The sequence below is a fragment of the Schinkia azotoformans genome (genome assembly GCF_035811335.1).
GTDB lineage: Bacteria > Bacillota > Bacilli > Bacillales > Bacillaceae_J > Schinkia > Schinkia azotoformans.
Genome location: NZ_JARSMD010000055.1, coordinates 1 through 16,184, shown reverse-complemented (window position 1 = coordinate 16,184; position 16,184 = coordinate 1). Strand labels below are relative to the sequence as shown.

Below are 16,184 nucleotides of genomic sequence, written 5' to 3'. Positions count from 1 at the left end.
ATTAGTTTACCCCCTTACGCTCTTGAAGTCTGGCAAGAGTTTGATAGCAATTTGATTTAACATGGATAAACTCATCAACACCAGCCTCAACATATTGGCTCTCAAGCTCTGGCGATGGTTTTCCAGCTACTAAAATATAAATATCTTTATTATTATTTTTCAACTCTTTTGCAATCGCTGGTACAAATTCTTCATATTGCTCGTCCGTACCACAAATTGTAACGATATCAATTCCGGATTCCAAGGCGGCTTTAACAGCCTCTTCACTTGATGCAAATCCAGATGTTGTTACAGACTCAAATCCTCCAGCGGCAAAGAATCCAGCTGAAAAATCAGCGCGTGCTTTATGTTTTGGAATAGATCCAAGATTAGCAAAGAAAATCTTTGGATATTGTCCATTTTTTTCTTTATAGCTTTCTGAAGCCTGTCTTAATTGTTCAAAGCCTTCAGCACCACGTTGGAACGTTAATTTCTCAAGTTCTGCACCTTTACAATTTTCGGCTAATTGATCGATCATTTCACCAATCGTTGCGCCCATTGCTGCCGCATTGATAAATGCCGGAACCAACTGTCCGTCATTTGTCACAGCTACTTTTACTTCTTCAAGGGCTTTAATTACGTCTTCACGTTTAGCTGCTTTTTTAGCTTTAATTCTTTCAATCAGAGGTGCCTTGAAACCTTCTATCGCTTCTCTAATTTGTAATGGTTTCTCATCCAAATTTGGATACATATTTGTTCCAACAATCCGATCTTTACGATATTCAATATTATTTTTCTTTTGTTTTGCTGTAGCAGTTACTTTTTGTTGAATCAATCCCGCTTTTAATGATTCGTACATTCCGCCGTTCTTTTCAACCTCTTGGAACAGTTCCCATGCCTTACTAGCTACTGCATCTGTTAATGACTCAACATACCAAGAACCGCCAGCAGGGTCCACAATTTGGTTCAATAATGATTCTTCTTGAAGAATGATTTGTGTATTTCGTGCGATACGACGTGAGAATGTGTCATCTGGTCTAATAGCCTCATCAAATGGAGAAACATGCATACTATTCGCTCCACCAACGGCACCGGCAAATGCCTCTGTTGTTGTTCTAAGCATATTCACATATGGGTCATAGACCGTTTTTGTCCAGTTTGAGGAACAGACATGAATATACATTTTTTGCGCTTGTTTAGAACCACCAAAGCTCTCCACAATTTTAGACCATAACATTCTAGCTGCACGAAGCTTCGCAATTTCCATAAATACATTGGAGCCAACAGCAAATGAAAAATACACTTGGTTAGCAATCCCATCTATTTCTAATCCACGATCAAGCATTTCATTTATATATTCAACCCCTGTTGCCAGTGCAAACGCCAATTCTTCTGTCGCACTTCCGCCTGCATTGTGGTAAAGCTCAGCTTGAATATAAATCGTTTTAACGTTTGGAGAATTCTGATTGGACCATTTTGCTAACTGTGCCATTGTATTATAGAGTCTTTTTATACCTAGCTTAGATTTCCCAGAAGCAACAACAGTTCCAATAGGATCTAATCCGATAAAGGCGACTAAATCTTTAATGTTAATATTTTGGTCCTTTGCATATGCAACGAGGCTTGCATATAACGGAAGTGTGCTGATGCCCGTTTGCATGAACAAGCGGTGCTCTTCTAGGTCAATGTTTGCCAATGCGTCACGAAGATCGTTAATGGAAGCAACAGGTACTCCGTTTAAGCCAACTAAAGCTTCTTCCGCTTCATCTGCGTCATATCCTCTTTTTGTAGCTTCATCAACAACTAAATTTACCATGGTTTGACCGCGCTTAAGATCTTCGATGATAGCCTTATTGAATTGCTTTGCACTTCTTCCCGTTATTTCTTGGGCGATATCCCAAGCTTTTGCGGAATTTCGGAGATAATCTGCACCTCTAACAAATGAGCCTTCGCCTGGCAGATCATTTACATGGGAGAGATTTTCTACATCCTTTTGTACGTATAATGGTTTAAGTTCAATGCCTTCATACGTTTTCGTCATTAGGGTTTCAAATGATTTTCCTTTTAGCGACTCTTCAGCTGTTTCCTTCCATTTCTGAACATCAGGAAAAGGAAATTCGCAAAACTTCTTTAAATCAAACTTTGACTCTTTTTCTGTTTTCATAAAGTTCATCCCCTTGCGGAGATTCCTCCACCCCTTTCCTAAAAAAGTTAAACAAACCTTTGTTTTAATTTTCTAAAAAGTCGAAACCTAATTATATAGTATTATAAATGACCGCATGTTACAATAATGCACTTTAGCTAATAGTGTGATTCAGCAATAATTTGTAGAAAAATGTCAAATGACAGCAAAAAATTTTCAACCAATATTTTGTTAACTATAAAAAACCCTATCCATTTTGAATAGAGTTTTTTAAAATTCACTTTAATCGTCTACGTGCTTCCCGGTTTAGATTAGAAGTTTTATCTGCAAATAACTTATCCCAGTCATTCTTATAACGGCGATAAATGAGCGGATATTTTTTTTGTATCCGTTTGATTCCTGCTGCAAATTCCTCATCTAATTGTTCAAGCTCATGCCATATTTCAATTGGGATCATACTTTTATGATATGCAACGATCTCTTCATTTCCCATTTCTTCATAAAACCAAGTCATTGCTTGAGTAGCAACCAATGGAAATAATTCTCCATCTTCAAAAAAACGATCGATTTCTTTCTGAACCCTCGAAAGTTCCTGTATGTTGGCTCTGTTCTCAATTACAAAAGGATGCTTTGGATCCATAAAACGAAGAAGATCCATATAGAAGGAAGCAGCTCTAAAATGATTGCCTTCTATATAGTTTTCACATTCATTAATAAGCGAGCTTGTCACCATAAGTTTATCATCTTCAACAGTAATCGACTTTAAAAATTTTCGCACCCTTTTTTGAACTTTATCAGTCAGTTGCCACTTTTCTAAATAGATCATTGTATTGATCCATTCGATAAAAAGGAAGATGTAATCGGGTTCTTCATCCTCTATAGCTGCAATTTCCAAATCAAATAGCTTCATCGCTTCTTCTTCTCGATCCAACGCTTGATAAACTTGAATATAAATGATTCTATATGGATCGGTATTATTAGGATATTTTTCACTTAACAAATTCAATACATCAAGTGCCTCTTCTGAATAATCCATATCATTTAGCATTTTTGCCTTCATTGCAAGTACACTTGCTTTTTCCTCTTCTGTTGTTGCACTCTCAAACAGAAGTTGTATTTGTTGATCAAAGCTCTTTAAATCCTCTTTCGCAATATATATTTGCGCTAATCCCATGTGGGCGCCTATCATATCAGGTGCCACTTTTAGAATATCAAAAAATAACGCCTCTGCTTTATCCCAGTTCTCCTGTTGCATATATTCATTAGCTTCTTCTGCTAATTGTTCGAGTGAGCCCCCAAATTTCCGGATTAAGTTATATTCTTGGCGTTTAATCGGATCACGCAGTACTTCATAGGCTCTTCTAATTCGTTCAAATTCTTCTGGGTGCTGTTCTGGCGGAAATTCTTTTACAAGTTTAATATAATTTTCCTTAATTCTTTCAGGTCTACTATTTGAACGAAGACCTAACACTTTATAATGATTTTCTACTTTTGGCTTGCTTCGTCTTTTCTTTCTCGTCTTTATTGTATCCATTTATTCTCCCATCCTTACAGGCTATAATTCAAGATCAATTAAAGCGTCAGTTGCTTCATCAATTGCTTTCTCCAATTGCTCAACATCATTTTTAGCAACAGCTTCATCAAGTAAATCAATAACCAGCCGCACCTTATTTCGGTTGCTTTCATCAACTTTATCCAATAAGTTCAAGGCTCGCTCCCTTAATTGGATTGCTTCTTCTTGAATAACAGATGGGGTCAACTCTTCATCCTCAAATTCCTCATCAATATCGCTATCATCCAAGTCTACTTCACCCAACAAATCATCTATCATTTCCCAATCTTCGTCAGTATAATCGCTCTCGTCATTATCATCTAAATCAGCAGTTCTCCATAAACTTTCGAGGCGTTGGACACTTTCCTGGAAAGATTCATTTGAATCACGTCGCAATGCATCTTGCACAACGACACTCATTTCCTTGCCTGTCGATACACATTTCGCAGACACCTCAAGAATTCCATTCAAATTATAGCGAAACGTCACGTCAACCTCTTCTTGCTTATTGAAATTCTCTGGTATTCCTTCCAGCAAAAACTCACCCAACCGATGATTATGTTTGACCCACTCATGTTCACCTTGATAAATTTCAATTGATACCACTGTTTGCCCTGGTGCTGATGTACCGAATTTTTCCGTCCTTGTAACAGGGATCGTCGTATTTCTAGGAATAATCGGAGCAAAACCTCCCGGACGTTGAGTAAGGCCTTTCCACTCTTTTAATACAGCAATCCCCATTGAAAATGGGGCCACATCAGTAGCAACAAGCCCACTTTCCGATAAGGCACCTGATTTTAAGCCCGCTTGAACGGCAGCACCTAACGCAACTGCTTCATCTGGATGTACATCTGTTCGTGGCTCTTTACCAAATAAATTCCTTATTAACTCAGCCACCCTAGGAATTCTTGTGGAGCCGCCCACCAATAGAATTTCGTCAATTTCCTGTGGACTAGACCCAGCATCTTTTAAAACGGCAGATATACTTTCGATTGTTTCTTGTAGTTGATTATCAATTAAAGCAATAAATTGCTCACGTGTAATCTCCGTTGAAATACCGACTGGTTTATTATCCTTAACTGTTACTAATGGCAGTTCAACTGCGACAGAAGTATTTTCACTTAATTGTATTTTAATTTTTTCCGCTTCATCTTTTAACAATGCCTTTGCTCGAATATCTTCACGAGGGTCGACACCTGCATTGCTTATTATTTTTTCAGCTAAAAAATCAACGATTCTCCAATCGAAATCTTCCCCACCTAACTGGCGGTTGCCAGTTGATGCTTTAACCTCAAGCAATCCATTCATCATCTCAATAATAGACACATCAAAGGTTCCGCCACCTAGATCGTAAACAAGGTAAACCCCATCCTCATTCGTATGGTCAAGTCCAAAGGCAAGCGCTGCCGCAGTAGGTTCATTAATAATCCGTTCGACCACAAAACCGGCGAGCTCACCAGCTTCCTTCGTTGCTCGGCGTTGTTCATCTGTAAAATAGGCCGGAACCGTAATCACCGCTTCCTTCTCGCCTTCACCGTATAGTGCATCAACATTTCTTTTCAATTCTTTTATAATAAGGGCCGATACTTCTTGGGGAAGCAGAGCTTGTCCCGCAATTGAAATTGGTGTATCCGATCCCATTTGTCGTTTGACTGCGGCAATGGAACGATCCGGCATAGCCACAAGTCCCGCTCGGGCATCTTCACCAACAATAACATTTCCCTTAAGATCAATGAGAACAACCGAAGGAACAATCCTTTTCCCTTCTGGTGATTCAATAATTGCTGGTTTTCCATTATGTATATAGGCGATAGCAGAATTGGTCGTACCAAGATCAATGCCAACAATCGGTCGAAAATTATTATTTGTCAAAAGAATCATCCTTTTCTAAAGTAATGACTTGCGCTTTTCGCAACAAGCTGCCATTTTCCCATTTAAATCCTCTTTGCAGCACTTCAACAATCTGATAAGGGGTCAATTCTAATGCTGATATGCCATTGTATTTCATTGTAGCTTCTTTTTTGGGTATTGTTGCCATAGCTTCTGCCAAGGTTGGGTCAAAGCTGGTGCCAAGCACTTGCAACTCATGAATACCTAAGCCTTTTAATTGAGCCAGGATATCCACGCTCCACTGCCTCAATATCCTACTCCATGCTTCCTGTTCCTCGCCTGTCAAACGTGAACATACAACATCAAGATCATCCAACCAGTGAATGAGTGATTGCACCATCTCATTTATTTTTGCTTCCATTCGATAAAGGCGCTGCACCTTATCCTCGTTGTCATTTTCTTGTTTTTCAATAAAAATTTTTATTGACTCCTGCAATTGATCCATTTTTTCTTGCGTATCTTTGCTTGTTTTATACTGCAAGCGGCTTAATTTGGTTACTTGCTCACTTAATATTTTATATTGTTCTTCAAAAAAGCTATTTTGTTCTTTTAATTGCTGAATGGCTTCCAATTCAGGAGAAGACTTTCGATTCTCTTTCCAAAACCACCTTACCATACGGCTTCCTCCCATTTTGATGCTATTATTTAATGAATATTTTATCATAGAAGTAAGGATATATAATCATTTGTATTAACGCTATCGTTGCTTTTTTCGGATTAATGATATCAAAATTACACTATGATTGTTAGTGATTTTTTCCAAAGTATTGTTGGAATACAAAAAGTCGTGGAATGTCCACGACTTTTTGTATTTAATAAACCGATATATTTTCTTTAGAGCTGTTTTCTAGTATTTCCTTTACTCTTGCAAGGAAACGTCCACATACAAGGCCGTCTAAGACGCGGTGATCAAGGGACATACAAAGATTTACCATATCACGGGCAGCAAACATTCCACCATTCATGATGACCGGGCGTTTGACGATCGATTCTACTTGCAAAATAGCTGCCTGTGGATAATTAATGATCCCCATGGATTGGACAGAGCCAAAAGAGCCCGTATTGTTTACGGTGAAAGTGCCACCTTGCATATCAGCAGGGGTAAGTTTTCCTGTTCTCACCTTTTGAGCCAGCTCACTTATTTCCCTAGCAATCCCTTTAATTGACTTTTCATCAGCGTTTTTAATTACGGGTACATATAAAGCTTCCTCTGTTGCGACAGCGATTGAAATATTGATATCTTTCTTTTGGATAATTTTATCGCCAGCCCAAGTAGAATTGATGGCAGGATATTCTTTAAGGGCAGATGCAACAGCTTTCACGAAGAACGCAAAATAGGTTAATGAGAAACCTTCTTTTTTCTTAAAATCATCTTTTATTAAATCCCGAAATGCTACGAGATTCGTAACGTCTACTTCGACCATTGTCCAAGCATGTGGGATTTCATGTTTCGACCTCAGCATATTGGAAGCGATGACCTTTCTTACTCCTGAAACCGGGATTTCAATATCTCCAGCTGATGTTTGCACCTGCGCTACTGAAACAGTTTCTACTTGCTTCATCGCAAATTGTTCTGTTAAAGCCGTCGATTGTACTTCTACAGATTCCGATATTGGTTGTTGTGGTCGAACTTCTCCTACTTTTGGTATATTGCCAGATTCAATTATCATCTGAAGATCTTTCCTCGTAATGCGACCACCCTTACCGGTGCCATTCACTTGTTCAAGATCAATATTATGCTCCTGTGACATTTTTAATACAGCAGGAGAATAGCGGAATTTGTTAGGTTGATCCTCATTTGTAATATCGGTTTGTGATAAATGTTGATCTACTATTTTTTGAGGATTTGCAGATATCTTCGCTCCGTTTTCTCCAGTGTCCTCTGTATCGATATAACAGATGATCTCCCCGACTGAAAGCGTATCTCCTTCACTTGCTACAAGCTCTTTCACTACTCCCGCAAAGGAGGAAGGAATTTCTGCATTTACTTTATCTGTTTGAACCTCTGCAAGTGGGTCATATTTTTTTACAATATCGCCAGGTTTAACTAACCAAGTACTAATGGTACCCTCGGTTACACTTTCACCTAATTGCGGCATTATGATTTTTTCTAAAGCCACATAAAAAACCTCCTTCTATCAGCCTGCTGAATAAAGTTAATACTCTGCTAGCTCTCTCATTGCTTTTTCAACTTTTTCTGGATTAACCATGAAGAATTTTTCCATTGTTGGTGCATATGGCATGGCCGGAACATCCGGACCAGCAAGGCGCATGATTGGTGCATCTAAGTCATACAGGCAATTTTCAGCGATAATGGCTGCAACTTCACTTAATATGCTTCCTTCTTTATTGTCTTCGGTTACTAATAACACTTTTCCTGTTTTCGATGCGGATTCAATAATAGCTTCTTTATCTAAAGGATAGACCGTACGTAAATCCAGAACCTGTGCTGATATTCCTTCATTCGCAAGCTTTTCAGCAGCTTGTAAAGCGAAGTGAACACATAAACCGTAGGTGATGACCGTAATGTCATCGCCTTCACGTTTTACATCCGCTTTGCCAATCGGTAATACATAATCCTCATCAGGAACTTCACCTTTTATAAGTCTATATGCACGTTTATGTTCAAAAAAGATGACCGGATCATCATCACGAATCGCAGCTTTTAATAAGCCCTTCACATCATAAGGTGTTGATGGCATCACAATTTTTAATCCAGGTTGATTGGCAAAGACGGCCTCAACCGATTGCGAATGATAAAGAGCACCGTGGACGCCTCCTCCATATGGTGCGCGTATAACTAATGGGCAGTTCCAATCATTATTAGAGCGATAGCGGATTCTAGCTGCTTCAGAAATGATTTGATTGACAGCCGGCATAATAAAATCAGCAAATTGGATTTCAGCAACCGGACGATGTCCGTACATGGCAGCACCTACGCCAACCCCGACGATCGCGGATTCGGCAAGTGGAGTATCGATGACTCTATTTTCACCAAATTCATCATAAAGTCCAATCGTTGCCTTAAAAACGCCACCTTTTCTCCCAACGTCTTCACCTAAAACAAAAACCTTTTCATCACGTTTCATTTCTTCATAAAGCGCGGTCGTTACAGCCTCGATGTATGACTTAATCGCCATATTATCCCCTCCTATTCTCCATATACGTATTTTAAAGCATCTTCCGGATTAGCATATGGAGCTTTTTCTGCATATTCAGTCGCTTCATCAACAACACTGTGAATATTTTCGAAAATCTCTTTCTCTAACGCATCTGATAAAATCCCTATCTCCTTTAAATAAGAAGAAAAAGTAAGGAGCGGGTCTCTTTTTTTAGATTCCTCAACCTCTTCTCGTGAACGATACGTTCTATCGTCATCATCACTGGAATGTGGCGTTAACCGATATGATACAGTTTCAATCAGGGAAGGTCCCTCACCTCTTCTTGCTCTATCGGCGGCACGTTTAACAGCTTCGTATACTGTAAGCGGATCATTTCCATCAACTGTTTCCCCAGGCATACCATAGCCAATGGCCCGGTCCGATACTTTTTCACAAGATAATTGTTTTTCAATAGGAACTGAAATCGCATATTTATTATTTTCACACATAAAAATTACTGGCAGTTTATGAACACCTGCAAAGTTGGCACCTTCATGAAAATCGCCTTGGTTTGAAGAACCTTCACCAAAGGTAACAAACGATACTAAATCTTTTCCTTCCATCTTTCCTGCAAGAGCGATACCTACAGCATGCGGAACTTGAGTCGTTACCGGGGAAGAACCAGTTACTATTCGATTTTTTTTCATTCCAAAATGTCCTGGCATCTGCCGTCCCCCTGAGTTTGGATCTTCCGCTTTTGCAAATCCAGAAAGCATTATGTCCTTTGCTGTCATCCCGAATGTAAGAACGACACCCATGTCCCGATAGTAGGGCAGCACATAATCTTTATTTTTATCCAACGCAAAGGCAGCTCCAACTTGTGCAGCTTCCTGTCCTTGACAAGAAATAACAAATGGGATTTTTCCGGCACGATTTAATAACCACATACGTTCATCAATTTTCCGAGCCAAAACCATCGTTGCAAACATTTCCAAAACAGTTTCGTCACTTAAGCCAAGTGATTGATGACGATTTTCCGCCATATGAGTTTCCCCCTTATAATTGATTTATTGTAGTCTAGCTCCAGCGCCCAGCGCATCCGCTTTTCTTATTGTCCAGCTCCGGCCACCCAGCGCCTAGCGAGACTTCCTTCACCTCCGTACGATAAGTCAACATCGTCTCACATTCGTTCGACGTGTTTCCTTTATCTCCTCCGGCTCAGTCCAGTCCGAACGGCGCTAATCGTGTGGCCTCCGCTTTTCTATCCATGGATTGCCTTTCCATCAACCGCTAATGCTGCCTCTCCGATTGCTTCTGATAAAGTTGGATGCGGATGAATGGTATGAGCAATTTCCCATGGTGTTGCATCTAAAACTCTAGCGAGTCCAGCTTCCGAAATCATATCCGTTACATGCGGACCGATCATATGAACACCTAAAAGATCATCTGTATCTCGGTCTGCCACTAATTTTACAAAACCGTCTGATTCACCGAAAACAAGGGCTTTGCCAATCGCTTTAAACATGAATTTTCCTATTTTAACATTATAACCTTTTGTCTTAGCCTCATCCTCAGTGTAGCCCACGCTCGCAACTTCCGGATTCGAATAAATACATTTTGAAATCAATGAATAGTCAATCGGGCTTGGTTTTTCTCCAGTTAGGTGCTCAACCGCTACTATACCTTCATGTGAGGCAACATGGGCCAGTTGTAAACCACCGATTACATCCCCAATCGCGTAAATATGAGATTCCTTTGTTTGATAAAATGGATTCGTACAAATTGCACCTTTTTCAACTTCGATAGAGGTGTTTTGTAACCCAATATCCTCAACATTTGCTTGCCGGCCAACAGAAACTAACATTGTATCAGCGGAAAACGTTTTTTGCTCGCCTTTAATTTCAGCAGCAATTGTTACGCCATTCTCTTTTACGAGCGTTTCGGGCAAAACCTTCGCACCTGTCACGATTTTTATTTTCTTCTTTTTCATAATTCGTTGCATTTCTTTCGAAATTTCATGGTCCTCAGTCGGGATTATACGGTCAGCATATTCTATAACCGTAACATCTACGCCAAAATCTGATAGCATGGAAGCCCACTCAATGCCAATTACGCCACCACCAACAATGATAATCGAGCTTGGTAGGTTTTCCATCGCCAGCGCTTCATCAGAGGTCATTACATATTTTCCGTCAATTTCTAAACCTGGCAAGGATCTTGGTCTTGACCCTGTTGCTATTATTACATTTTTAGGGATTAACATTTCATTTTCTGCACCACTCTTCATTTCTACAGAAATGGTACCTGGAGTTGGCGAAAAGATAGACGGTCCAAGAATTCGACCAATCCCCTCGTAAATATCAATTTTTCCTTTTTTCATTAAGTGCTCGATACCACGAACAAGTTGATCAATAATTTTTTGTTTACGCTCCTGTACTTTTAGAAAGTCGAGCTTAACATCAGATAATATGACGCCAAATTCTTCACCACGTTTTGCTGTAGCATACACTTCTGCACTTCGGAGTAGTGCTTTACTTGGGATACACCCTTGATGAAGACAGGTTCCACCTAGTTTTCCTTTTTCAACAATTGCCGTTTTTAACCCGAGCTGTGCAGCTCTAATTGCTGCGACATAACCACCAGTTCCACCGCCAAGTATTACGAGATCATATTCTGTCGCCATTATTTCTCCCCCTATTCGATATTCAATGCACCATTGACCAACACATGCTTATATAGCTGTTCATCATTTTCTACGACTTAAAATATGTTTACCATTTTGTAGAAATTGGCTGCGGGAATGACGCATTCTTTCGATCCGTTCCTCTGCTAGTCGATCTGCCGCCTTATACGTTGGAATCCCATCCCGCTTTGAAATTTCTATTACTTTCGCAATATTATCATAGATCATTTCCACTTTTTTCATAGCACGATCTCTGTTATATCCATAAAGTTCATCTGCTACATTTATAACCCCGCCGGCATTTATAACATAATCTGGTGCATAAACGATCCCTAACTCGTGAAGGCGGTCGCCGTGTCGCTCGTCCTTCAACTGATTATTGGCGGAACCTGCAATTACCTTTGCTTTCAACTGAGGGATTGTAGTATCGTTGATCGTTGCACCAAGCGCACATGGCGAATAAATATCACAGTCTACACTGTATATATCGCTTGGGTCGACAGCCTTTGCACCAAATTCCTGAACGGCACGCTGGACCGCTTCTTTATTGATATCTGTAACAATCAGGTTTGCACCCTCTTTATTTAAGTACTCACATAGCGTATAGGCAACACTGCCCACGCCTTGAACAGAAATCGTTTTTCCCTCCAATGAATCCGTTCCAAATGCTTCTTTTGCCGCAGCTTTCATCCCGCGGTAAACACCATAAGCTGTAACCGGTGATGGATTCCCTGATGATCCAAAAGCAGGAGAAATACCAGTTACATAATCTGTTTCTTCATGAATCAAATCCATATCAGCCACAGTTGTTCCCACATCCTCAGCTGTGATGTATCTTCCATTTAAACCTTGAACATACCTTCCGAATGCCCGAAACATAGCTTCATTCTTATCTTTTCTTGGGTCGCCGATGATGACCGTTTTTCCACCGCCTAAATTTAAACCGGCTGCCGCATTTTTATACGTCATCCCTTTCCCTAAGCGTAACGCATCTTCAATAGCCGCTTCCTCTGATTCATAGGTCCACATCCGTGTCCCACCCAGTGCCGGTCCAAGGGTCGTATCATGAATACATATGATTGCTTTTAAACCTGACTGCTTATCTTGACAAAAAACTAATTGCTCATAATCATATTTTTCCATGTAATTGAAAATTTCCATTTTATTTCCTCCTTTTGTTATTCTCTTCTACTGTACAACCTTCGCGTCCAATCCCAGTTCTATTTTTATAGATGCAATTAACATGCCAATCACTGAATATTGAAAGCGCTTTATTTGTCAGTTTTTAAACAATGCAAAAACTTGCAATTATGCAATCTATTGCATGCCATTATATGCAATTTTATACTTTTCAATTTTGTAATATAAGTTTCTAAGAGAAATTCCTAATTCTTTTGCAGTCTTTGTTTTATTCCCCTTATTTTTATTTAATTCGAAATAGATTACTTTTGCTTCAAAATCTTCTATCATTTCAGAGAGTGGCCGTGAATGCTCCAAATTAATTTCAATCGGGAAGTTCGTTTCTTTCTTATCAAGCATTTTTGTCTCTAGATGCGGGATATGTTGAACATCAACGATAACTTCATTAAAGTTCATATTAATAATCGCTCTTCCCAAAATGTTCTCGAGTTCTCTTACATTCCCAGGCCATTCATAACTTGATAAATACTCAAGGGCAGCATCGGTTAACCCTTCAACATTTCTCCCAAAGTCTTGATTTATTTTTTTTAGAAGATGGTAGCTTAATAACGGAATATCCTCTTTGCGATCGCGCAATGGCGGGATTTGGATCGGAAGCTTATTTATTCGATAATACAAGTCTTCACGAATTCTACCTTCGGCCATACCTTTTTCAAGATTGACATTCGTAGCCGCTATCACTCGAACATTAATGGGTATCGGTTTTGTCCCACCGACCCTTACAATTTCATTTTCTTGCAACACTCTTAATAGTTTCGCTTGAGTTTCTGTAGATAATTCACCAATTTCATCCAAAAAAATACTTCCATTATTCGCTTCCTCAAATAACCCCCGTTTGCCGCCACGTTTTGCACCTGAAAATGCTCCTTCTTCGTACCCGAACAATTCACTTTCCAATAGCGAAAACGATATGGCTGCGCAATTGACACGAATAAATTTGTTATACTTGCGGTTGCTTGCATTATGGATGGCGTGAGCGAAAAGCTCTTTTCCTGTACCAGATTCCCCTCTTAACAGGACTGTTGCTGGTGTTTTGGCACCTAATTTGGCTTGTTCAATTGCAAAATGCATCTCATCTGAAGAGCCAATAATATCTTCAAACGTATATTTCGCTTCCAATGTACGAATGATTTGTCTCGCTCTATGTAGTTCTTCAGTTAATGCTTGGATTTCAGAAACATCGCGGATGACACCAACGCTTCCTTTTAAAATCCCGTCAACAATAATGGGAGCAACATTGACAAGCACATCTCTCCTATTCGGACCAACCTTCATCCTAACGCCCCGAACAGGCTTCCTTGTCTGCAACACCCTAAAATGCATACTTTCTCCCTCTGAAATGTCTGCCGTTGCCGGCTGTCCGACAACCTGTTCCCGTGTTAGGCCGGTTAATCTGGTATAAGCGGGATTGATGATAATTCCAGTTCCATGCTCATCAACGACGGAGATTGCTTCATCCGATGATTGGATAATCGCCTCCAACATTTTCGCATGGACGTCGGATTGGTTTAGGTTTTGCATTTTATTTCACTCCTTAGGAAATAATCGTGCAAAATTCTTCATTGTTATTATCATCTCTAATATATGAAAAAAAATCAATGGTTTTTAACTTAATTCTTTTATTATCCCGTGTTATACTTATTTCATGATGAAGTTGATATTGAAAGGGAATTTGATATGAGCCGACTGATTGCTTTATTAGTAGTAGCAATACCTGGATTTCTTGCAGTATTAGGCTTTAAGCTAATGCGGGATACGCTCTTTGGTATTGAACAATTCCATATACCATTTTTATGGCTGCAATTTTTAATCGGACTGCTTTTATTTTTGTTAGGATTAATATTTGTAGCTGGTTTTATTTTTTACCGAGATAAAAAAAGAAAAAAACTTCAACCAAAATTTCAAAATAAGAAAGCGTAAGAAAAGGTCGTTAGCTACATCGCTAACGACCTTTGTTTCACTGTCTAGCTCCAGCGCCCAGCGACTAGTAAACTTCGCCCACCTCCCTACGATAAGTCAACATCGACTCACATTCGTTCGCCGTGTTTCCTTTATCTCAGTCGATGTGCTCCAGTTTATACGTCGCTGAACGGGCGCTTACGCTTTTCTAATTATCTTAAAACTAATGGAAGCTCCTCTTGATTGGCTGCTTCTGTAAAAAATTCATTATATAACGCCACAACAGCTTTAGGTGCATCTGACTCTGCAACGGCAAACATCATACTTACCTCTGAAGAACCTTGGTTAATCATTTCAATATTAACCCCTGCACGAGCAAATGCAGCTGTAGCTTTTGCTGAAATACCAACGTAGCTTGTCATGCCCTCGCCAACAACCATAATCATTGCTTGGTTATGGCGAATAGAAATTGTATCCACATTCAATTCTGTTTTAATACGGTCTAATACACGTTGTTCTTTTTCATCACATAATTGATTTTCACGAAGGATGATGGAAGTGTCATCAATGCCTGAAGGCATATGCTCATAAGAGATCCCTTCATCTTCTAAAATTTGCAATAAACGACGACCAAAACCAATTTCTCTATTCATTAAATATTTGCTTACATAGATACTGCAAAATCCTGAATCACTTGCAATTCCTGCAACTGGGTCTTTTGAGAAGTCCCTTTCAGCAACAATTAAAGTACCGGGTGCAGAAGGGTTATTCGTATTTTTAATGCATACTGGGATACCAGCACGGAAGGCTGGAATTAAAGCCTCATCATGGAAAACTGAAAAACCAGCATAAGACAACTCACGCATTTCTTTATATGTTAATTCCTTAATTTCTTTTGGATCATCAACAATATTCGGATTTGCTACAAAAACTGAGTCAACATCGGTGAAATTCTCATATAGCTCTGCATCTACACCTGCGGCGATGATGGAACCAGTAATATCTGAACCACCTCTAGAAAATGTAACAAGGTTTCCTTCAGGTGAAAATCCAAAGAAACCTGGTACAACAATGACTTCATTCCTGCCCTTTAATTTCTTAAGGTTTTCATATGTTTCAGGTAAAGTCTGTGCATTTCCTGGATCATCTGTTACGACAATCCCCGCATCTTTAGGGTTTACATACGAAGCGGCTACACCAGTTGAATTTAAGAAAAACGCAAAAAGCTTTGCACTATTATCTTCACCGCTGGCTTTTAAACCATCCATGAAGCGGTCTGTATTTGTTTGATCAGCTTGAATTAATTCATGTAAATTCGTTGAAATTTCATCGATAATCTCATTTGATAAGTTAAGGTTTTCAGCAATTTCCTTATAGCGATCAACAATCGCCATAAGCTTATCATCTGTATTTTCACCTTTGAGACAGCTTTCTCCCAAAGCAATTAATAAATCTGTAGTTTTTGTATCTTCTTTAAATCTTTTCCCTGGAGCAGAGACAACGATTATTTTTCTATCTTCATCTGCTTTTACTATATTTGCTACTTTAATTAATTGTTCAGCACTTGCCATAGATGTTCCGCCAAATTTTGCAACTTTCATTCTCTCTAACCACCTATTAAATAAAATTAATACTATGTCTTCATATTTCTCTAATTTTAACGTGTATGCACAAATACTTCAATAATTATTCTTAAAATTCATACAGTAAATGTAAAAAATAAAGTAGGGAAACCTC

General features: G+C 39.2%; 11 protein-coding genes and 1 pseudogene. 1 reads left to right on the top strand and 11 read right to left on the bottom strand.

Features of this window, described 5'->3' with window-relative positions:
• Position 1 precedes the first annotated feature (1 nt).
• The 10 genes and pseudogenes from P9E47_RS22465 to P9E47_RS22420 all read right to left on the bottom strand — a co-directional run.
• Entirely contained in the window at positions 2-2,143 is a 2,142-nt protein-coding gene (locus tag P9E47_RS22465; RefSeq protein ID WP_326165073.1) for a methylmalonyl-CoA mutase family protein, read from the bottom strand.
• A gap of 256 nt (positions 2,144-2,399) precedes the next feature.
• Positions 2,400-3,656, bottom strand: a complete 1,257-nt coding sequence (locus tag P9E47_RS22460) for a J domain-containing protein (protein WP_003333066.1) — start codon at positions 3,654-3,656, stop codon at positions 2,400-2,402.
• 21 nt (positions 3,657-3,677) lie between these two features.
• Complete coding sequence (locus P9E47_RS22455; protein WP_326165070.1) at positions 3,678-5,555, bottom strand: Hsp70 family protein; 1,878 nt, start codon at positions 5,553-5,555, stop codon at positions 3,678-3,680.
• Complete coding sequence (locus tag P9E47_RS22450) at positions 5,536-6,180, bottom strand: nucleotide exchange factor GrpE (RefSeq protein WP_326165067.1); 645 nt, start codon at positions 6,178-6,180, stop codon at positions 5,536-5,538. Before P9E47_RS22450 ends, P9E47_RS22455 begins: the two co-directional genes overlap by 20 nt.
• 196 nt (positions 6,181-6,376) lie before the next feature.
• Positions 6,377-7,684, bottom strand: a complete 1,308-nt coding sequence (locus tag P9E47_RS22445) for a dihydrolipoamide acetyltransferase family protein (RefSeq protein ID WP_003333069.1) — start codon at positions 7,682-7,684, stop codon at positions 6,377-6,379.
• 36 nt (positions 7,685-7,720) lie between these two features.
• Entirely contained in the window at positions 7,721-8,704 is a 984-nt protein-coding gene (locus P9E47_RS22440; RefSeq protein ID WP_003333070.1) for an alpha-ketoacid dehydrogenase subunit beta, read from the bottom strand.
• Positions 8,705-8,715: 11 nt separating this feature from the next.
• Positions 8,716-9,708 carry a thiamine pyrophosphate-dependent dehydrogenase E1 component subunit alpha gene (locus P9E47_RS22435; RefSeq protein WP_035196979.1) on the bottom strand — a complete coding sequence of 331 codons (993 nt, stop codon included), beginning with the start codon at positions 9,706-9,708 and terminating at the stop codon, positions 8,716-8,718.
• A gap of 218 nt (positions 9,709-9,926) precedes the next feature.
• Positions 9,927-11,348: a dihydrolipoyl dehydrogenase gene (gene lpdA, locus P9E47_RS22430; protein ID WP_003333072.1), complete on the bottom strand. Its 1,422-nt coding sequence runs from the start codon at positions 11,346-11,348 to the stop codon at positions 9,927-9,929.
• A gap of 63 nt (positions 11,349-11,411) precedes the next feature.
• Positions 11,412-12,509 carry a branched-chain amino acid dehydrogenase gene (gene bcd / locus P9E47_RS22425; RefSeq protein ID WP_003333073.1) on the bottom strand — a complete coding sequence of 366 codons (1,098 nt, stop codon included), beginning with the start codon at positions 12,507-12,509 and terminating at the stop codon, positions 11,412-11,414.
• Between the two features lie 156 nt (positions 12,510-12,665).
• Positions 12,666-14,033: pseudogene (locus P9E47_RS22420) on the bottom strand (sigma-54 interaction domain-containing protein); the annotation flags it as partial.
• Positions 14,034-14,225: 192 nt separating this feature from the next.
• Between P9E47_RS22420 and P9E47_RS22415 the strand changes: the two are divergent.
• A complete protein-coding gene (locus tag P9E47_RS22415; RefSeq protein ID WP_003333076.1) occupies positions 14,226-14,468 on the top strand; it encodes a DUF2627 domain-containing protein in 243 nt (80 codons plus the stop codon).
• A gap of 191 nt (positions 14,469-14,659) precedes the next feature.
• On the opposite strand, the gene P9E47_RS22410 is transcribed toward P9E47_RS22415, so the two are convergent.
• A complete protein-coding gene (locus P9E47_RS22410) occupies positions 14,660-16,048 on the bottom strand; it encodes an aspartate kinase (RefSeq protein ID WP_326165064.1) in 1,389 nt (462 codons plus the stop codon).
• Positions 16,049-16,184: the final 136 nt, after the last annotated feature.